Raw genomic sequence first — 19,421 nt, forward strand, 5'->3', positions numbered from 1 at the left:
CCCCCCCCCCCCCCCGGCCGCCCCCGCAGCAGGCTTCGCCGCTGCGGCCGACCCGCCGTACCGCTCCGGGCGGCCCGGCGCGGCAGCCGGTGCCGCACCGGCCGTCGGCCCCGGGCACGGAGGCCTGGGGGCTCAGAAGGCCAGCGTGGCGAAGGACGCGGCCAGGAGGGCCGCGCCGGTGAGGCCCATGGCCCAGGCCGTGCGGCGCAGGCGGAGGCCGCCCGCGACCATGAGGGCGGCCAGCAGGAGGGAGCCCGCGAAGGGGACCCAGGCGTGCAGGATTCCGGTCATGCCGGTCCGTACGGCTTCGTCCGAGCCGGGCTTGAGAGCCACCAGCAGGTGGTCGCCCTTGCCGTCGGTGACCGCCTTGTCGATCCGCACCTTCGCACGGGCGTGGCCGGAGCCGTCGGCGGGCGTGAAGGCGCCGGTGCACCAGTCGTCGTCGCAGGTGGCGACGGTGATCGTGCCGCGTTCAAGGCCCTTGTTGAACATCGCCGGCTTGGCGGTCGCCCATGAGTACCACACCCCCGCGACGATGACGAACAGCGCGAGGAGCGCCATCACTACGATTTTCGTGAGCAGCAGCAGCCCGTACGCGTTCTCGCCCGCCCGCCGCGAACGGCTGCGTTTGATCGTGCCGGAGGAAGACATGGCCGCGATCCTCCCGACATCCCAGCCCGCGGGTCAACCGTCGGCGGAGGGTCACCCGGGCGGGGATCAGGAGTTGTACGTGGACTGCGCGCGCTCCAGACCGTCGACGATCAGCGTCTCCACGGCGTCCGCGGCGCGGTCCACGAAATAGTCCAACTCCTTGCGCTCAGCGGCGGAAAAGTCCTTGAGCACGAAGGCCGCGACATCCATCCGGCCGGGCGGCCGGCCGATCCCGAAGCGGACGCGGAAGTAGTCGGGGCTCAGCGACTTGGTAATCGACTTCAGGCCGTTGTGGCCATTGTCACCCCCGCCGAGCTTCAGCCGCAGCGCGCCGTAGTCGATGTCCAGTTCGTCGTGGATCGCGATGACATGCCCGACCGGCACCTTGTAGAAGTCGCGCAGCGCGGTGGTGGGGCCGCCCGAGAGGTTCATGAACGACATCGGCTTGGCGACGATCACCCGGCGGCTCGCCGGGCCCGGCGCACCGACGCGCCCCTCGACGACCTGCGCGCGGGACTTGTGCGCCTTGAACCGGCCGCCCATACGGTCGGCCAGCAGATCGGCCACCATGAAGCCGACGTTGTGGCGGTTGGCCGCGTACTCGGGCCCGGGGTTGCCGAGGCCCACGACGAGCCAGGGGCTCGCTTCGTCCGTCGTCATCTGGGTGTCTCCTCGAGCGCCGGGGGGGAGTGATGAAGGACCGGCCGCCGCCCGGGCCCGGCCTCAGGACGAGGGGACGGGGCGGGACAGCGGCCGGAACGGGCAGCGGGGACGTCGACGCATCGGGTGGAGGCGTCAACGCCTCGGGTGGGGCATCGACGCCTCGGGCTGAGGCGTCAATGCCCGCTCGGCGTTGGTTACGCCTCTTCGCCCTCGGCCTCACCCTCGCCGGCCGGGGCCTCGGCCTGGGCGCCGACGACCTGCAGCACGACGGTGTCTTCCTCTACGGCCAGGGTGGTGCCGGCCGGCAGGGTGATGTCCTTGGCCAGGATGGAGTGACCGGCGTCCAGGCCCGCGATGGAGACGGTGACCGACTCCGGGATGTGGGTGGCCTCGGTCTCCACCGGCAGCGCGTTCAGCAGGTGCTCCAGCAGGTTGCCGCCGGGGGCCAGCTCGCCCTCGGTGTTGACCCGCACCTCGACGGTGACCTTCTCGCCGCGCTTCACCAGGAGCAGGTCGACGTGCTTGATGAAGCCCTTGATGGCGTCGCGCTGGATCGCCTTGGGGATGACGAGCTCCTTCTTGCCGTCGACATCAAGGCTGAGCAGCACGTTCGCGGTCTTGAGCGCGAGCATCAGGGTGTGGCCCGGCAGGTTGACGTGGACCGGCTCGGTGCCGTGGCCGTACACCACACCCGGGACCAGGCCCTCGCGGCGGGCACGGCGGGCGGCGCCCTTGCCGAACTCGGTACGGGACTTGGCGGAAATCTTGACCTCAGCCATGGCTGCACTCCTCGTAGTCGCTGTATGTCTGTACGCCGCTGAAAGCGGATCTGACGGCCGTCACCCGGCCCACGACAGACCATCTCTACGAAGAGCGCGTCGATAACGGACGAGCCGCGTACGTCACCGCACACAGCTTCCCTCGCCGAGCAACCCGGCAATTCTACCGTCCTGGGGTGCATGCCTCGGCACATGGCTGAGGCCACCCCTGGTGGGGTGGCCTCAGATCGGTCGGCGGGTCCCTGTTCCTAAGTCGCCGGTGGCCATCACTGCTCCTCGAAGAGGCTGGTCACCGAGCCGTCCTCGAAGACCTCCTGGACCGCGCGGGCGATGGTCGGCGCCATCGACAGCACGGTGATCTTGTCGAGCTCGACCTCGTTCGGGGTGGGCAGGGTGTTGGTGAAGACGAACTCGCTCACCTTCGAGTTCTTCAGCCGGTCCGTGGCCGGTCCGGACAGCACACCGTGGGTGGCCGTCACGATCACGTCCTCCGCGCCATTGGCGAACAGCGCGTCCGCCGCGGCGCAGATGGTGCCACCGGTGTCGATCATGTCGTCGACCAGGACACACACCCGGCCCCGCACATCACCCACGACCTCGTGGACGGTCACCTGGTTGGCCACGTCCGGGTCGCGGCGCTTGTGCACGATCGCCAGCGGGGCGCCGAGCCGGTCGCACCAGCGGTCGGCGACGCGCACCCGGCCCGCGTCCGGGGAGACCACGGTCAGCTTGGCACGGTCGACCTTGGCGCCCACGTAGTCCGCGAGGATCGGCAGCGCGAAGAGGTGGTCGACCGGGCCGTCGAAGAAGCCCTGGATCTGGTCGGTGTGCAGATCCACCGTGAGGATCCGGTCGGCGCCCGCCGTCTTGAGCATGTCGGCGATCAGCCGGGCCGAGATGGGCTCGCGGCCGCGGTGCTTCTTGTCCTGGCGGGCATAGCCGTAGAAGGGCACGATCACGGTGATCGAGCGCGCGGAGGCCCGCTTCAGCGCATCGACCATGATCAGCTGCTCCATGATCCATTTATTGATCGGAGCCGTGTGGCTCTGGATCAAAAAGCAGTCGGCGCCCCGCGCGGACTCCTGGAAACGGACGTAGATCTCGCCGTTCGCGAAGTCGAATGCCTTGGTCGGGACCAAGCTGACGCCCAGCGCGTGGGCGACCTCCTCGGCCAGCTCGGGGTGGGCGCGGCCGGAGAAGAGCATCAGCTTCTTCTCGCCGGTCGTCTTGATCCCGGTCACAGCAAGTCTCCTTGGATGTCACTTTGATGCGCTTATCACGGTACGCCCCGCACGGCGCACCCGTGCACGGGTCATCCCTCGCCCTCGCCCTCCTGGCGAGCCGATTCGGCGGCCCTCGCGGCGGCGCTTCCGGGGCGCTTGCGGGCGACCCAACCCTCGATGTTCCGCTGCTGGCCGCGTGCGACAGCGAGCGAGCCCGGGGGCACATCCTTGGTGATGACCGAGCCGGCGGCGGTGTAGGCGCCGTCCCCGATCGTGACCGGAGCCACAAGCATGTTGTCCGCTCCGGTGCGGCAGTGGCTGCCGATGGTGGTGTGGTGCTTGTTGACGCCGTCGTAGTTCACGAACACGCTGGCGGCACCGATGTTGGTGTACTCGCCGATGGTCGCGTCGCCTACGTAGGAGAGGTGTGGCACCTTGGTGCCCTCGCCGATCCGGGCGTTCTTCATCTCCACGTACGTGCCCGCCTTGGCCTTGGCACCGAGCCGGGTGCCGGGGCGCAGATACGCGTACGGGCCGACGCTCGCGCCCGCGCCGATCTCCGCGCCGTCGGCGACGGTGAAGCTCGCGGTCGCGCCCTCGCCGACGGTGGTGTCGGTGAGCCGGGAGTTCGGGCCGACCTCGGCGTGCGCCGCGAGGTGGGTGGCGCCCAGCAGCTGGGTGCCGGGGTGCACCACGGCGTCCGGCTCGAAGGTGACGGTCGCGTCCACCCAGGTCGTGGCCGGGTCGACGACGGTCACCCCGTCGAGCATGGCCCGGGTCAGCAGCCGGTCGTTGAGCAGCCGGCGCGCCTCGGCCAGCTGCACCCGGTTGTTGATCCCGACGATCTCGCGGTGGTCGCCCGCCACACAGGCGCCGACGTGGTGCCCGGCCTCGCGCAGGATGCCCAGCACATCGGTGAGGTATTCCTCACCCTGGCTGTTGTCGGTCCGTACCTTGCCCAGCGCGTCGATCAGCAACTGGGCGTCGAAGGCGAAGACCCCGGAGTTGATCTCGCGGATCCCGCGCTGGGCGTCGGTCGCGTCCTTGTGCTCCACGATCGCGGTGACCGCGCCGCTCGCCTCGTCGCGCACGATCCGGCCGTAGCCGGTCGCGTCGGGGACCTCGGCGGTCAGCACGGTGACGGCGTTGCCCTCGGAGGCGTGGGTCTCGGCGAGACGGCCCAGGGTCTCGCCGGTCAGCAGGGGGGTGTCCCCGCAGACGACGACCACGGTGCCGTCCAGGGCGACCCCGCTGTCGGCGCTCTCGGCGCTGTCGGTGAGCTGCTCAAGCCCCATCCGGACGGCGTGCCCCGTCCCGTTCTGTTCGTGCTGTACGGCGGTGCGTACGTCGGCGTCGATCTCGGCGAGATGCGCGGTGACCTGCTCACGGGCGTGGCCGACGACGACCACCAGGTTCTCGGGGGACAGCTCGCGGGAGGCAGCGACGACATGCCCGACGAGGGACCGGCCGCAGATCGCATGCAGGACCTTGGGGGTCGTCGACTTCATGCGGGTGCCCTCACCCGCTGCGAGGACGACGACGGCTGCCGGGCGGTTGGCGCTCACGGATGTGCCCTTCGGGCTCGGCTCGGGTGTGGACAACCGCAGGATACCGAGAGGTTTCGGGGCGGGAACGAGGGTGGGTCCTGACGTGGACGGTCAGGACTCGAACGGGAGCTCCCCTGCAAGGACTCGAACCTTGACAAACAGCTCCAAAGGCTGCTGTGCTGCCGATTACACCACAGGGGATAGCAAAATGGTCAAATCGGACAACTGGTGGAGGTTGTCGACTTGGCCCCCACCACTATGCCGTACCAAGCCCCCTCGACGCGACGGTAGGGCCCGGGCCGGGTTCTGGCGGTTCGCCCGGCCGTGTCCCGGGGTGAACCTCACGCACCCGGCCGTAGTCTGGTCGGTATGACTGCGACGGGGGAAATGGGGGACGTCGAGACAGCGGGTGCGCGAGGCGCGCCCGCTGGGCCGTGGTGGTGGCCGCGGCGGCGGAGCATGGTGCTGGACATCGCCCTCGCGGTCATGTCGGCGGTCGAGTGTGCCGCGGAGGGCGTCGCCTTCGCCCATGACGCGCGTATCCCGGTCGCCGTCGGGGTGGCGATGGGGCTGGTCGTCGGCGCGACGCTGCTGCTGCGGCGGCGCTGGGCGATCGCCGTGGTGCTCATATCGATCGCGGTCACCCCGGCGGAGATGGGGCTGATGCTCAGCATCGTGGGCCTCTACACCCTGGCCGCCTCGGAGGTGCCGCGCCGGATCACGGCCGTGCTGGCCGGGATGTCGGGCGTGGGCACGCTGATCATCTCGACCATCCGGTTCCAGGAGGACATGCACCACGGCAGGGGGCCCGCGGAACCCACCGTGTGGATGGTTCCGCTGTTCGCGGTGGTGATGTCGCTGGGTCTCACCGCGCCGCCCATCCTGCTCGGGCTGTACGTCAGGGCCAGGCGCCGGCTCGTGGAGAGCCTGCGGGAGCGGGCGGACGGTCTGGAGCGCGAGCTGTCGCTGCTGGCGGACCGGGCGGAGGAGCGGGCCGAGTGGGCCCGTAACGAGGAGCGCACCCGTATCGCGCGGGAGATGCATGACGTGGTGGCGCACCGGGTGAGCCTGATGGTGGTGCACGCGGCGGCGCTGCAGGCGGTTGCCCTCAAGGATCCGGAGAAGGCCGCGAAGAACGCGGCGCTGGTCGGCGACATGGGCCGGCAGGCGCTGACCGAGCTGCGGCAGATGCTGGGCGTGCTGCGTTCCGAGGACGTCGGCCAGCGGGCCCCGGCCCCGGCCGGCGGGCGCGGGGACGGTGAGCCGGCGCCGCTGGCGGCGGTGGCCGCGGCCGCGTCGGCCGCGGCGGAGGCCGCCGGGGCCGCGGGTGCGGGCGGTGCGGAGGGTACGGGCGGTGCTCGTACGGCCGGGGCCGCGGGGTCGGCCGGGGCGGCGGACATCGTGGGCGGGCCGCGGCTGGCGGAGCTGGAGACGCTGGTCGGGCAGTCGCGGGCGGCCGGGATGGTCGTGGAGCTGTCGGTGGAGGGGGAGGAGCGCGGCTATGCGCCCCGGGTGGAGCAGACCGCGTACCGCGTGGTGCAGGAGGCCCTGACCAACGTCCATAAGCATGCGCCGGGCGCGAAGGCGCGGGTCCGGCTCGCCCGTCGGCCGTCGGAGGTCGCGGTGCTGGTGGAGAACGGGCCCTCGGAGCGGGGCGCGGCGGATGCGGGGCTGCCGAGTGGCGGCAATGGCCTGCTGGGGATGAAGGAGCGGGTGACGACGCTCGGGGGCGGTTTTGTGTCGGGGGCCACGGAGTCGGGCGGCTTCCGGGTCTCGGCGGTCATTCCGGACCGTACGGCCACGGACAGCGCCGCCGCCGACAGCGCCGCCGCCGACAGCGCCGGCGCAGACCGTACGGCTGCCGACCGCACCGCCGCCGCGGCCGATTCGTCCCTGCTCGAAATTGGCTCGAAAGAGTAGGTGATTCCCCAGAGTCGCTAGCCGCGCGGCAGCCGCTGCGGCTGGACCCCCATCACCAGCGCCGTCAGCGCCGCGTCGATGTCCGCGCCCAGGTACCAGTCCCCGGTGTGGTCCAGGCTGTACACCCGCCCCTCCGCGTCGATCGTCAACAGCGCCTGTCCGCCCGCCTCCTCGCCCAGCGGGCTGAGCGCCGTGTCCAGCGCCCGCCCCAGGTCTCCCAGCGTGCGGGCCAGATGCAGACCGTGCAGCGGGTCGATATGAAAGGGAGTCGGGGCGATATGCCGGCCGGTGCCCGGCGGGATGACATGCAGCCCGCCGAACTCCGCCCACGCCTCGACGGCCGCCGGGAAGACGGCGTGCATATGTCCGGCGGGGGAGGTGTGGGCGCGCAGGGTGTCCGCCCAGTATTCGGCCTGGTGGATGTCCCGGCGCCCCGGCTGCCAGCCCGCCTCGCGCAGCGCGGCGTCGACGGGGACGGAGAAGCGGGTGGTGTCCATGCTGCGTACCCGTCTGGAGGTGTCCAAGGTCAGCCCCTGACCGGGCCGGCCGCGGCTTCGGCCTCGGGCCCGTTTGTGTGTCCGACGGTCCGTACGCCGAAGTGGGCCAGCAGCGGTACGCAGGAGCGGCAGGGCGGGGCGTAGCTGCCGTGCCGGGGGTCGCCGGCCTCACGGATCCGGCGGGTGGTGATCTTGGCGTGTTTGAAGGCCCGGCGGGCCTCGCCGTGGGTGAGCGGCTTACGGGCGGCGCGCTTGGAGCGGTTGGCCTCGACGCTGGTCAGATGGCGGGAGAGCAGGATCGCCTCGGGGCAGCGGCCGGTGAACCGCTCGCGCTGGGCGCTGGTGAGGGTGTCCAGGAAGTCCTGGACCAGGGGGTGCAGCGGGGGCGGCTGGTCGCCTTTGCTCGCGGTGCTGGTGAGGGTGTCGCCGCGGACGGAGAGCGCGGCGGCGACGGTCGGCAGGATGCCGTCGCGGCGGTGGACGAGCGGCGGCGGTCCGGCCGCGCCGTCGGTGTCGCTCCAGCTGAGCCGTGGGTCGCTCTGGCCGGGCGCGGCGCCGTTGCTCTGGCCGGGCGCGGCGCTGTCGCGCCCGCTTGGCGTGGTGTGCATCTCCTGCGTTCCCTCCCGTTCCCTCCCTGCGCAATCCGCGCGCAATCCCCGCGCAATCCCCCGGTTGCGAAGATCAGCCTGCCAAATGTGGCGCGTGGTGCGAAAGTCCGGGGGTGGCCGGTGCGGGCCGGGCGGCAGGTCGGCAGGGTGCCCGGCGTCGGGGGTCGGTCGCGCGCGGTCGGGCGCGCCGGGGTCCGGGGTCGCGGTACCGCATAGTCTGTCCGTACCAGCCAGCAGCAGCAGGGGGCATCCGCCATGACGACAGGTCGGCTCGGGCAGCATGCCGCGCCACCGAACACGGCCTACGCCGGGCAGGTCGTGCACTTCCCGGACCCGGTGAGGGCCGCCCGGCACCCCAAGGGCGTCCGGGTGGACGAAAACGGCCATCCGGACTTTACGCCCTATGCGCGCGCGGCCGCCGAAATAGCCGAGCCGCCCGAGGGGTTCGGCGTCGACGAGTTGCGGCTGACGGACTTCGTCTCCGCCAACGCCGCGCTGCACGCCGTCGGCCACGACCTGTGGGACGGCTCGTCGAGCGTGGCCACCCCGCACGGCTGGACCTGGCACCACGTCGTCGGCACCCGCCGCCTGGAGCTGATCCCGGTGGAGGTGAAGGCGCTGCTGCGGCACCACGGCGGGCTCGCGACGGCCGCCGTCGACCAGGGCAAGCGCGGCACCCGGCCGCTGCAGGAGACCCGGCCGGTGCACTTCGGACTGCCCAAGCGCGGCATTTCGGTCACCGAGGAACAGGTGCTCGGCGTCGAGGAGGATCTGGGCTACCGGCTGCCCGGCGCGTACCGGGCCTTCCTCAAGGCGGCGGGCGGCTGCGCACCCGTCGGCGCGGCGCTGGACCCGGAGCTCGGCCTCCTCGTCGACCAGCCGTTCTTCACGGTGCGCGACGAGGCCGCGGTCAATGACCTGGTGTATGTGAACAAATGCCTGCGCGACCACTTCACCAAGGACTTCCTCGGGGTGGGCTTCGTACAGGGCGGGGTGATCGCGGTGAAGGTGAAGGGTGACGTGATCGGCTCGGTGTGGTTCTGCGCGTACGACGACGCGCGGGACCACGACGGCTGGACGGTGCAGGACCGGGTCGAGCTGATGCTGCCGTGCGGGAACGACTTCGACGCGTTCCTGCTGCGCCTCGCGGGCAACCCGCCGGAGTTGGAGACCGTGGCCAACCTGATGGTGGAGGGCGGCTTCGCGTACGCCGTCCCGGTGGAGGGGTGAGCGCGATGGTGACCTTCGCACAGGCGCAGGAGCGCGCGGAGCTGTGGATCAACGGCGATGTGCCCGCGTATCAGCAGCGCGAGGTGCGGGTGCGGGAGTTCGACCTGGGCTTTGTGGCCTGGGCCGAGGACCGCGCCGACGGACCGGTCTCGGACGGGCCCTCCGAGGGCACCCGGCTGGTCATCGCCCGCGACAGCGGGGACACGACCTTGTGGCCGGCGCTGCCGGTGGGTGAGGTCATCCGCCGGTACGAGGAGCAGTACGGGGCCTCAGGCGGGGACCAGGAGAGCACGGGCGCGCGGCCGCAGCGCATCGACTTGAACGCGACGTCCTTCCTGCTGACGCCGCCGGACTGGCTGCAGGAGGCGGCGGACGCGCGCGGCATCCCCGACCAGCGGTCGGGCGGTGGCAGCGGTGGTGACGGGGGCGGCGGTGCTTCCGGGGCGGGCTCCGGTACGGGTGCGGGAGCGGGCTCCGGCGCGGCTGCGTCTTCGGCGGGCGGTTCCGCTGCGGGCGAGCCGCCGGCAGCGGTGGACGACTGGCCGGGGGCGCAGTCCTCGGCCGCGTCCGGTTCGTACAGCGGTGGTTCGGGGGCGGGCGCTTCGGGCGGGCCCGCGGACCGCGAATCGGGTACGGATGACTGGCCGGGGTCCGGCGCGGCGAGTTCTGGTGCGGTGAGTTCTGGTGCGGTGAGTTCTGGTGCCGGGGCGTCCGCGGTGGGCGGTTCGGCCGGCCGTGAGCCGGAACCGGTGGACGACTGGCCGGTGTCGGCCACGGCGTCCGGCGGCTATGGCGGCGGTTCCGGGGCGTCCGGGTCCGCGGCCGACGGTTCGGCCGAGCGCAGGGAAGACGACTGGCCGGGCGCCGGTGCGGCGGGTTCCGGTCCGTTCGCGCCCGGCGCCCCGGCGGGCGCCCCGGACGCGGGCGCGCAGCCCTCGGACGACGCGTCACGCGGCGGGCAGCACGGCGCCGGGCCTGGGCCCGGGAGCCCCTGGGCCACCCCCGCGGCGCCTCCGGGCCCCGCGGACCCCGCCCCCGTCCCCCCGGCGACACCGGCCGGCGGTACGCCGTGGGCCGGTGCCGACACCAACTCCGGGAGCGACGACAACGACCGCTCGGTCGCCCCGCCCGTCACGGTCTTCGCCCCGCCGCTCGCGGGCTCCGACGACGAGGACACCCCGGCGCCGGGCGTGCGGCCGGACGCCAAGACCGAGTTGCTGTCGGCGGGCAGCGCCCTGCCGCCCACGGCCATCGCGCCGGCCCTGGGCATGCCGCCGCCCACCGGTGCGCCGACCGCGGGCCCGGCCGCGCCTCCGGTGCCGCCTGGTGCGCCGCCCGTCGGCCCGTCGGTCCCGCCGCCGCCCGGCGCGCCTGGCGCTCCCGGCGCGGGCTCGGCGCCTGGTGCGCACACTCCGCCTCCGCCGCCGTCCGGCCCCGGCGCTCCGGGCGCCCCGGCCGGAGGGTACGTACCGACCCAACTGGTCTCGGCGCTCGACCCCGAGAGCATTGGCGGTCCGGGCGTTGGCCTGGGCGGTCCGCAGACGCCGCCCCCGCCGCCGGCGCCGGGCATCCCGGGCGCGGGCGCGACGCCTCCGCCGGGCGCGCCTGGGGCTCCGGGCGCACCGGGTGCTCCAGGTCAGCCGGGTGCGACGCCTCCGCCTGGTGTTCCTGGTGGGGTACATGCGGCGGCGACGATGCTTGCCGGTGGTCCGGGTGCGCCCGGCGTCCCGGGTATGCCGGGCCCGGGTGGCCCACAGCCGCCCGGTCCCCCCGGTGCTCCGGGTGTTCCGGGTCAGCCCGGTATGTCGGGTCCGCAGCCGCCCGGTCCGCCCGGTCCGCCCGGTCCGCCCGGTCCTCCCGGTCCTCCCGGCGCTCCCGGTGTGCCCGGGGCCGTGGGCGGCCAGACGCCGCCTCCGCCGGGCCCGGTCGGCAACTTCCCCGGCCCGCCTGGGGCTCCGGGTGCGACGCCTCCGCCTGGTGTTCCTGGTGCTCCGGGTGGGGTGCATGCGGCGGCGACGATGTTTGCCGGTGGTCCGGGTGCGCCTGGTGTGCCGGGTATGCCGGGCCCGGGTGGTCCGCAGCCGCCCGGTCCCCCCGGCGCTCCTGGCGCCCCGGGTCAGCCCGGTGTGCCCGGCCCCGGTGGTGCGCAGACGCCGCCTCCGCCGCCCGGCCCCGGATACCCCGGCGGCCCCAGCGGCCCCGGCGGGGTGCACGCCGCCGCGACGATGCTCGCGGGCGGCACGCCCCCGCCCGGTATGCCCGGCACGGGGACGCCTCCACCCGGTATGCCCGGCCCCGGTATGCCGCCGCCCGGTGGCGGATACGCCTACCCCGCGCCGCCGCCCAGCCAGCCGACCGTCGGCCCCGGCTATATGGCGGTGCTGCGCTACCGCGCGCAGGACGGCTCCGAGCAGCAGCTCATCCGCCGTTCCGCGCCCGGCACCCCGCATCCCGAGTGGCAGATCCTGCACGAGCTACGCGTGATGAACGTCCCGCCGCACCAGGTGCTCGAGCTCCACACCGAGCTGGAGTCCTGCGATCTGCCCGGCGGCTACTGCGCGCGCATGATCAAGGAAACCTGGCCGCAGGTGCGGATCAGCCACACGGCGGCGTACGGGCGTGACCACGCGACCCGCCAGCAGGGCGTACGCCATCTCATCGAGCACCAGGGCGAGTTGCACCAGGTGGCGGACGGCCCGGCCCGCCCGGCCCCGAACCGGGTGCCGCTGCCGCACCCCAGCCAGGTGCAGCGGGTGGCCCCGGTGCCGCCGGAGGTGCTTGCGCAGGAGCTGATCCAGTCGTTCGGGCCGCAGGGCATCTTCCGTTTCGACCAGCGCGCGGTGTCGCGTATGGGCGTGCCGGACGTGGTCGCGCAGACGCTGGTCATGGCGGGGCTGCCGATGGACTTCGGGCCGTTCTTCTGGGCGCAGGCCCAGCAAGGCCGCCCGGTGCCCACGCTCGCCGAGCTGGCCGCCGAGCGCGGGGTGCAGCCCGCGTCGGACGCGGGTTCGTACCTGGTCATGGGCAATGACTTCGGCCGTCAGCTGTGTGTGCAGTACGGCACGGCGCATATCGTCGCGGTGCCGGCGGAGGCGGGCCCCGGTGGTGCGCCCGTACCGCCGCAGTTCGTCAACTCCTCGCTGCCGGACTTCGCCCGCTGTCTGGCCCTGCTGGGCCGGATGTGGCGGCTGCGGTACGGGCTGACGCCGGAGCAGGCCGGCCGCTGGACGGTCGACTTCCAGGCGCAGCTGGCCTGCCTGGACCCGGCGGCGCTGTCCTCGCCGGACAACTGGTGGTCGGTGCTGCTGGAGCAGATGTGGGACGGTCTGCTCTGAGCGAGCTCTGAGGCGAACATCTGAGGCGAACAGCGGCAGAACACAACGACGAGGCGCCCGACCCCCGTGACGGGGGCGGGCGCCTCGTCGTTGTGTTGTCCGGATCCGGTGTCGACGGCGGCAGCGACGTCAGGGGAGGGCATGACATCCCCGGCCGACGAAGATGGGCGGAGTGTCGCGTTATGTGCGATTAGCCGCGATCTATGAAGATGTGCGCCGGAGCGGTTGCATGCCGGACAAAAGGGGTTCCAAGGATGGGCGCATCGGTGTCACGTCAAGGTTTCACCATCGGCGGACGGGGCCGCGGCTACCGGCCCGAGCAAGTCGACCGCACTCTGGCGGAGTTGTCCGACGCGCGCGACGCGGCGTGGGAGCGCGCCGCGCGGCTCACGGTGCTCAGCAATGAACTCGCCGCCGAGGTGGAGCAGCTGCGCGAGGCGGTCGCCCAGCTGGCCCCCCAAACGTATGAATCCCTGGGCGACCGCGCCCGGCTGATCCTGTTCGCGTCCGAAGAGGAGGCCACGAGCCTGCGGACGCGCGCCGAGGCATCGGCGCAGGAGCTGTGGGACGCCGCGCGGGCCGCGGCCCGTACGGTCGAGCAGGCCGCCCGCGAGGAGGCCGAGCGCACCCGGGCCGTCGCCGAGACCTCCGCGCGCTCGACACTGGAGTCGGCCCAGGCGGATGTCGACGAACTGCGAGCCGCCTCGCGGCAGGACGCCAAGGAGTGGCGGGCCGAGGCCCTGTCGGCGCTGAAGGAGACGCGGCAGCGCAGCGCCGCCGTCCTGGCCGAGCAGGAGCGGGACCACGGCGAGCGGTGGGAGGCGGCGGGCCGGGAGATCGTCGAGCGGGAGGCCGCGATGGCCGCCGGGGTCGCCAGGCTGGAGGAGCGCGCGCAGCTGAAGCTCGCCGAGTCCAAGCGGGAGTACGCGATGGCCGAACAGGCGGCGCGGCTGCGGCAGGAGGATGCCCAGGCGCAGGCGGCGGAGATCATCGCGCAGGCGCGGGCGCGGGAGGAGCGCCTGGAGCGGGAGACGGAGCGGACGCTGCGCGAGCATGTCGAGCGGCGCGAAGAGCTCAAGTCGCATCTGGAGCACGTACGGGGCAGCCTGGCCGCGCTGACGGGCCGACCGGTCGCCGAGGACGCGGGCCCCCCGCCGCGGCCGGAGGCGTAGTCGGCTTTCCGGGCCGGCGCGGCCGGGCGTGGAAGCGACTGGCTGCGGCCGGACTGACTGCGCTTGGAGCGGCTGCGGCTGCGGCTCGACCAGCTTCGCGCCGGCAGGCCTTGCCCCGGCCGGGGACCGGCTTGTTTCGGCCCGGCTCCGCGCCGACCGGCTGCGCCCCTACCGACCCCGCCCCGGCCGGGAGTCCGCAACCCCGGCCCGGCCACCCCGCTACCCCGCCGTCTGCGCCTGCTCGCCGGCGCCTTCCGTACCGTCCCGGCCTTCGGTGCCTCCGGCACCCGCCGCACCCGCCGCGCCCAGCTTCCCGTCAGGCCCGGTGGCCGTGCGGCGCGGGGCGAGGAACAGCAGCGCCAGCAGGGCCAGTACGGCGGCGCCCGCCGAGCCGACGTAGACGTGGTCGACGGCGGTGTCGACCGCGCGCCGCAGGTAGTCGGCGGCCTGGTCGGTGAGTGTGGCGGGGTGCTCCAGGGCGCGGGAGACCCCGTCGAGGTCGTCGGGCAGACCGGTGCGGATGGCGGGGGGCGCCTCGTCGAGGCGGGCGGCCAGGGTGGCGTTGGCGACGGCGCCGAAGACGGCCGCTCCCACGCACTGGCCGACCAGTCGGCAGAAGAGGATCGAGGCGGTCGCGGTGCCGCGTTCGGCCCAGCGGACGGAGGACTGGACCCAGATGATCAGCGGTAGCTGGAAGAGGCCGAGGGCCGCGCCGAGCGCCAGCATGATCAGCGCGGGCTGCCAGGCCGCGTCCGGGTTCGCGCCGGGGTAGGGGAGCAGCGGGAAGGCGAGCAGGACCAGTGCGGCGAACGCGATCCCGGTGATGGCACAGCGCCGGAAGCCGATCCGGTTGTAGACGCGGCTGCTCAGCGCGGCGGATATCGGCCAGCTGAGGGTCATGGCCGACAGTACGAATCCGGCCGCGATCGGGCCGAGCCCCAGGACCGACTGGCCGTAGGTGGGCAGGAAGACGGTGGGGGCGATCATCAGCAGGCCCAGCGCGCCGAGCGCGAGGTTGACGGCCGAGATCGTACGGCGGCGCCAGACCCAGCCCGGAATGATCGGGTCGGCGGTGCGGCGCTCGATGAACACGGTCGCGGCCGCGCATGCCGCGCTGCCCGCGAGCAGCGCGAGCGAGGGTGCGGACAGCCAGGACCAGGCCACTCCGCCCTGTACGAGGGCGGTCAGCAGCAATCCGCCGGTCGCGAAGATCGCGAGTGCGCCGGCCCAGTCCACGCCGACGCCACGTGCCCTGTCCCGGTTCGGCTCGTGCAGATGGCGGACGATCAGCAGCAGCGCCACGGCGCCGACCGGCAGGTTGATCAGGAAGATCCAGCGCCAGTCGGTGTAGCCGGCGAGCAGGCCGCCGATGACCGGGCCCGCCACGGCGGACAGGGCCCATACGGAGGAGAGCCTGGCCTGGATCTTGGGGCGCTCCTCGAGCGGGTAGAGGTCGGCGGCGATGACCTGTACGGTGCCCTGCAGCGCGCCGCCGCCGAGGCCCTGGACGATGCGGAAGGCGATGAGGGAGCCCATGTTCCAGGCGCCCGCGCACAGCAGCGAGCCCACCAGGAAGAGCACGATCCCGAAGAGCAGGACGGGCTTGCGGCCGAAGGTGTCGGAGATCTTGCCGTAGACCGGCAGGCTGACCGTGACGGCGAGCAGATAGCCGGAGAACAGCCAGGAGAAGACGGAGAAACCGCCGAGGTCGCCCACGATCTGGGGGATCGCGGTGGAGATGACGGTGGAGTCGAGCGCGGCGAGCGCCATGCCGAGCATCAGCGCGGCGGCGACGGGGCGGCGGCGGATCGGGGGTGAGAGGGCCGTCTCGGGGGTGGGTGGTCCGGTGTCCGCGTCCGTCCGCCTCCGTGCGGTGCCGCCCACCGTACGCACTCCTTCCGCCGGTCGAGCCGGGTCTGGGGCTCGGTCGCCAAGTCCGTTGTAATACCCACGATTCCATGCGGGATCGGGGGAAGGGAAGCGGGCGTCCGCCCCCTGGAACAGCGGACTTGATCCTTCCGTAACGTCAGGGTGCAGTCTGGACCCCGAGACGGGGTACGACTGAGGTCTCATACCCCTAGGGGATGTCCACCCGTTCCTCCTACCCGGGGTTCGTACCGGCGGAGGAGGAAGGCGACCTGCGGCACTTCTAGGGTGTGTATGGCCGACCTGACCGAGAGGGTAGGGCTAGCACCCCCATCGATACGGAGCCAGGCACCATCGCGACACCCCCCACGCCTGGATCACCCTTGAGGTACGCGGGCGGAGAACCCCGGCTCGCGGCACACGCGGCAAGACCGACAGCAGAAGACGACATAGGAGAGTCACCGTGACAACCGCTGTATCGATTCCCAAGACCGGGGGCAGTGGAGGACATACGGCTGTTGCCGCCCGTGCGCGCCAGGTCGTCAAGGCGTACGGCTCCGGCGAGACCCGTGTGGTCGCGCTGGACCATGTGGACGTCGACATTGCCCGCGGGCAGTTCACCGCGATCATGGGCCCGTCGGGCTCCGGCAAGTCGACCCTCATGCACTGCGTCGCCGGTCTCGACACCGTGACCTCCGGTCAGATCTTCATCGACGAGACGGAGATCACGGGGCTCAAGGACAAGAAGCTCACCCAGCTGCGCCGCGACCGGATCGGCTTTATCTTCCAGGCGTTCAACCTCCTCCCCACGCTCAACGCGATCGAGAACATCACGCTGCCCATGGACATCGCGGGCCGTAAGCCGGACCGCGCCTGGCTGGACCGGGTGGTGGAGACGGTGGGTCTGGCCGACCGGCTCAAGCACCGGCCGAACCAGCTCTCCGGCGGTCAGCAGCAGCGCGTCGCCGTGGCGCGTGCCCTCGCCGCCCGCCCCGAGATCATCTTCGGTGACGAGCCCACCGGAAACCTGGACTCCCGGGCCGGCGCCGAGGTGCTGGGCTTCCTGCGGCGCTCGGTGGACGAGCTGGGCCAGACCATCGTGATGGTCACCCATGACCCGGTCGCCGCCGCGTACGCCAACCGGGTGCTGTATCTGGCCGACGGCCGGATCGTCGACGAGATGTACAACCCCACCGCCGAGCTGGTGCTGGAGCGGATGAAGAGCTTCGACGCGCGCGGGCGGGTGTCATGACCGTCCTCAAGACCTCGATGCGCAATTTCTTCGCGCACAAGGGACGCATGGCGCTGTCGGCCATCGCCGTCCTGCTGTCGGTGGCCTTCGTCTGCGGCACGCTCGTCTTCACCGACACCACCAACGCCACCTTCGACCAGCTCTTCGCGAGCACCAGCTCCGATGTCTCGGTCAAGTCCAAGGAGAAGGGCGGCAGCCACAACGGCCCCCAGACCGGCAAGATCGAGACGGTGCCCGGGACGCGGCTCGCCGAGCTGAAGAAGGTCCAGGGCGTCAAGTCGGCGGTCGGTGAGATCAGCACCGAGACCGTCACCGTCGTCAACAAGGACAACGACGACATCGGCCCGAAGTCCGGCGCCCCGACCGTCGCCACCAACTGGGACCCGACCGAGCTGCTGGCGGTCGACCTCACCTCCGGCCATGAGCCGCGCGGCCCCACCGAGGTGATGCTCGACGCCGACACGGCCAAGAACAAGCACCTGAAGATCGGTGACGAGCTGCGGCTCATCGCCGTGCCCGGCGAGTTCCGCGCCAAGATCGTCGGCCTGACGACCTTCAAGGTGACCAACCCCGGCGCCACCATCGTCTACACGGACACCGCCACCGCGCAGAGCAAGCTGCTCGGCCGCCCCGACGCGTACACCAGCTTCGCGCTGACCGCCAAGACCGGCGTCAGCAACGACCAGCTGAAGAAGAACGTGGTCGCGGCCATCGGCGACGGCTACAAGGTGCAGACGAAGGACGAGTCCGCCGAAGAGGGCAAGGACGACATCGGCTCGTTCCTCGACATCATGAAGTACGCGATGCTCGGCTTCGCCGGGATCGCCGTGCTGGTCGGCATCTTCCTCATCGTCAACACCTTCTCGATGCTGGTCGCCCAGCGCACCCGCGAGATCGGCCTGATGCGGGCCATCGGCTCCAGCCGTAAGCAGGTCAACCGCTCGGTGCTGATCGAGGCGCTGCTGCTCGGCGTCGTCGGCTCGGTGCTCGGGGTTCTGGGCGGTATCGGCCTCGCCGTCGGGCTGATGAAGTTCATGGGCAGCCAGGGCCTGAACATCAGCACCGACCAGCTGACGGTCAAGCCCGCCACGCCCGTCATCGGCCTCACCATCGGCATCGTCGTCACCGTGATCGCCGCGTACATCCCCGCCCGCCGCGCCGGGAAGATCTCCCCGATGGCGGCCCTGCGGGACGCGGGCACCCCGGCGGACGCCAAGTCCGGCCGGATCCGGGGCGCGATCGGCCTGCTGCTCACGGTGGCGGGCGTGGCGGCCCTGGTCGCCGCGGCGAACGCGGACAAGGCCACCGATGGGTCGATGCTCCTGGGCCTTGGCGTGCTGCTGACCCTGATCGGCTTCATCGTCATCGGCCCGCTGCTGGCCGGCCTGGTGGTCCGGGTGCTGGCCGCGGTCATCCTGCGGATCTTCGGCCCGGTCGGCCGCATGGCCGAGCGGAACGCGCTGCGCAACCCCCGGCGTACCGGCGCCACCGGCGCCGCCCTGATGATCGGCCTCGCGCTGGTCGCCTGCCTGTCGGTGGTCGGCTCCTCGATGGTCGCCTCGGCCAGCGATGAGCTCGACAAGTCGGTCGGCGCGGACTTCATCGTCCAGTCGGACGGCGGCAAGCCGATCACCGGGGACGTCGTGAAGGCGGTGCACGCGGCGAAGGGCCTGGACCACGTCACCGACGTCAAGTACCTCAACGACACCAAGATCACCACGCCCGACGGCAAGACCAGCACCGACGACCTGGTCGCCGCCGACCCGAAGTTCGCGGACGATCTGCGCACCCCCGTCGTCGACGGCACGCTCGCCGACGCCTACGGCAAGGACGCCATGTCGGTGTCCGAGGACTTCGCCAAGGACCACAAGGTGAAGAGGGGCGACATCCTCACCGTCACCTTCGTGGGCGGCAAGACCCCGGCCAAGCTCAAGGTCGCCGCCATCACCTCGGACGACACCTCGCTCAACAAGGGCGCCAAGTATCTGAACATCACCACCGCCGAGCGCTATATCCCGGCTGATGAGATGCCGGTGAACGCGATGATGCTCGCGGCCGCCAAGGACGGTCAGGAGAAGGCGGCCTACGCCTCCCTCAAGGCCCAGCTGGACGAATACCCGTCGGTCAAGGTCCGGGACCAGACCGACTACAAGAAGATGATGAAGGATCAGATCGGGCAGCTGCTCAACCTGGTCTACGGTCTGCTGGCGCTCGCGATCGTCGTCGCCGTCCTCGGCGTGGTGAACACCCTGGCGCTGTCGGTCGTCGAGCGGACCCGGGAGATCGGCCTGATGCGCGCCATCGGCATGTCGCGCCGTCAGCTGCGCCGCATGATCCGCCTGGAGTCGGTCGTGATCGCGCTGTTCGGCGCTCTGCTGGGCCTCGGCCTCGGCATGAGCTGGGGTGCGACGGCGCAGAAGCTGCTGGCGCTCGAGGGTCTGAAGACCCTTGAGATCCCGTGGTCGACGATCATCACGGTCTTCATCGGCTCGGCCGTGGTGGGCCTGATCGCCGCACTGCTCCCGGCCTTCCGGGCGGGCCGGATGAACGTGCTGAACGCCATAGCCACGGAGTAGGCCCCCACTGCGTAAGAAGCTGCTGAACCACCACCAGGCCACTGCCCCTTCGTGGGGGTGAGGGGCAGCGGAGCCCGGCCCGGCGCGCTCGAAGAGAGCGCG

The 19,421-nt window shown here is 72.1% G+C and carries 14 protein-coding genes and 1 tRNA gene; 6 read left to right on the forward strand and 9 right to left on the reverse strand.

From position 1 onward, the window contains the following. Positions 1 to 132: 132 nt before the first annotated feature. From ACWDSL_RS42305 to ACWDSL_RS42330, 6 genes are all read right to left on the reverse strand, one after another. Positions 133 to 651: a hypothetical protein gene (locus tag ACWDSL_RS42305; RefSeq protein ID WP_450493611.1), complete on the reverse strand. Its 519-nt coding sequence runs from the start codon at positions 649 to 651 to the stop codon at positions 133 to 135. Positions 652 to 717: 66 nt separating this feature from the next. Then, entirely contained in the window at positions 718 to 1,311 is a 594-nt protein-coding gene (gene pth / locus ACWDSL_RS42310; protein WP_385619105.1) for an aminoacyl-tRNA hydrolase, read from the reverse strand. Between the two features lie 197 nt (positions 1,312 to 1,508). Beyond that, the gene (locus tag ACWDSL_RS42315; protein ID WP_450493613.1) at positions 1,509 to 2,093 is read right to left on the reverse strand and encodes a 50S ribosomal protein L25/general stress protein Ctc; all 585 of its coding nucleotides are present in this window, start codon (positions 2,091 to 2,093) and stop codon (positions 1,509 to 1,511) included. A gap of 266 nt (positions 2,094 to 2,359) precedes the next feature. Beyond that, positions 2,360 to 3,334: a ribose-phosphate diphosphokinase gene (locus ACWDSL_RS42320; RefSeq protein WP_450493615.1), complete on the reverse strand. Its 975-nt coding sequence runs from the start codon at positions 3,332 to 3,334 to the stop codon at positions 2,360 to 2,362. Between the two features lie 71 nt (positions 3,335 to 3,405). After that, a complete protein-coding gene (gene glmU, locus ACWDSL_RS42325; protein ID WP_450493617.1) occupies positions 3,406 to 4,881 on the reverse strand; it encodes a bifunctional UDP-N-acetylglucosamine diphosphorylase/glucosamine-1-phosphate N-acetyltransferase GlmU in 1,476 nt (491 codons plus the stop codon). Positions 4,882 to 4,992: 111 nt separating this feature from the next. Continuing rightward, positions 4,993 to 5,064: transfer RNA gene (locus ACWDSL_RS42330), tRNA-Gln, on the reverse strand. Positions 5,065 to 5,232: 168 nt separating this feature from the next. On the opposite strand from ACWDSL_RS42330, the gene ACWDSL_RS42335 reads away from it, so the two are divergent. Further along, the gene (locus ACWDSL_RS42335) at positions 5,233 to 6,783 is read left to right on the forward strand and encodes a sensor histidine kinase (RefSeq protein WP_450493619.1); all 1,551 of its coding nucleotides are present in this window, start codon (positions 5,233 to 5,235) and stop codon (positions 6,781 to 6,783) included. Positions 6,784 to 6,800: 17 nt separating this feature from the next. Here ACWDSL_RS42335 and ACWDSL_RS42340 read toward each other — a convergent pair whose 3' ends face one another. Both ACWDSL_RS42340 and ACWDSL_RS42345 read right to left on the reverse strand, forming a co-directional pair. Further along, positions 6,801 to 7,280 carry an SUKH-3 domain-containing protein gene (locus ACWDSL_RS42340; protein ID WP_450493643.1) on the reverse strand — a complete coding sequence of 160 codons (480 nt, stop codon included), beginning with the start codon at positions 7,278 to 7,280 and terminating at the stop codon, positions 6,801 to 6,803. Positions 7,281 to 7,309: 29 nt separating this feature from the next. After that, a complete protein-coding gene (locus tag ACWDSL_RS42345) occupies positions 7,310 to 7,888 on the reverse strand; it encodes a YwqJ-related putative deaminase (protein WP_450493621.1) in 579 nt (192 codons plus the stop codon). A 255-nt stretch (positions 7,889 to 8,143) separates the two neighbouring features. Here ACWDSL_RS42345 and ACWDSL_RS42350 point away from each other — a divergent pair, with 255 nt between their 5' ends. The 3 genes from ACWDSL_RS42350 to ACWDSL_RS42360 all read left to right on the forward strand — a co-directional run bounded on the left by ACWDSL_RS42350 (position 8,144) and on the right by ACWDSL_RS42360 (position 13,625). Continuing rightward, complete coding sequence (locus ACWDSL_RS42350) at positions 8,144 to 9,118, forward strand: SMI1/KNR4 family protein (RefSeq protein ID WP_450493623.1); 975 nt, start codon at positions 8,144 to 8,146, stop codon at positions 9,116 to 9,118. 5 nt (positions 9,119 to 9,123) lie between these two features. Beyond that, positions 9,124 to 12,453 carry an SUKH-4 family immunity protein gene (locus tag ACWDSL_RS42355; protein WP_450493625.1) on the forward strand — a complete coding sequence of 1,110 codons (3,330 nt, stop codon included), beginning with the start codon at positions 9,124 to 9,126 and terminating at the stop codon, positions 12,451 to 12,453. A 254-nt stretch (positions 12,454 to 12,707) separates the two neighbouring features. Then, positions 12,708 to 13,625: a cellulose-binding protein gene (locus tag ACWDSL_RS42360; protein ID WP_450493627.1), complete on the forward strand. Its 918-nt coding sequence runs from the start codon at positions 12,708 to 12,710 to the stop codon at positions 13,623 to 13,625. A 219-nt stretch (positions 13,626 to 13,844) separates the two neighbouring features. Here ACWDSL_RS42360 and ACWDSL_RS42365 read toward each other — a convergent pair whose 3' ends face one another. Beyond that, positions 13,845 to 15,509, reverse strand: coding sequence for an MFS transporter (locus tag ACWDSL_RS42365; RefSeq protein ID WP_450493629.1), 1,665 nt, complete (start codon positions 15,507 to 15,509; stop codon positions 13,845 to 13,847). 445 nt (positions 15,510 to 15,954) lie between these two features. On the opposite strand from ACWDSL_RS42365, the gene ACWDSL_RS42370 reads away from it, so the two are divergent. Both ACWDSL_RS42370 and ACWDSL_RS42375 read left to right on the forward strand, forming a co-directional pair. Then, a complete protein-coding gene (locus ACWDSL_RS42370; protein WP_450493639.1) occupies positions 15,955 to 16,743 on the forward strand; it encodes an ABC transporter ATP-binding protein in 789 nt (262 codons plus the stop codon). After that, entirely contained in the window at positions 16,740 to 19,319 is a 2,580-nt protein-coding gene (locus ACWDSL_RS42375; RefSeq protein ID WP_450493641.1) for an ABC transporter permease, read from the forward strand. Before ACWDSL_RS42370 ends, ACWDSL_RS42375 begins: the two co-directional genes overlap by 4 nt. Positions 19,320 to 19,421 lie beyond the last annotated feature (102 nt).

The organism is Streptomyces sp. NPDC000941, from assembly GCF_053599555.1.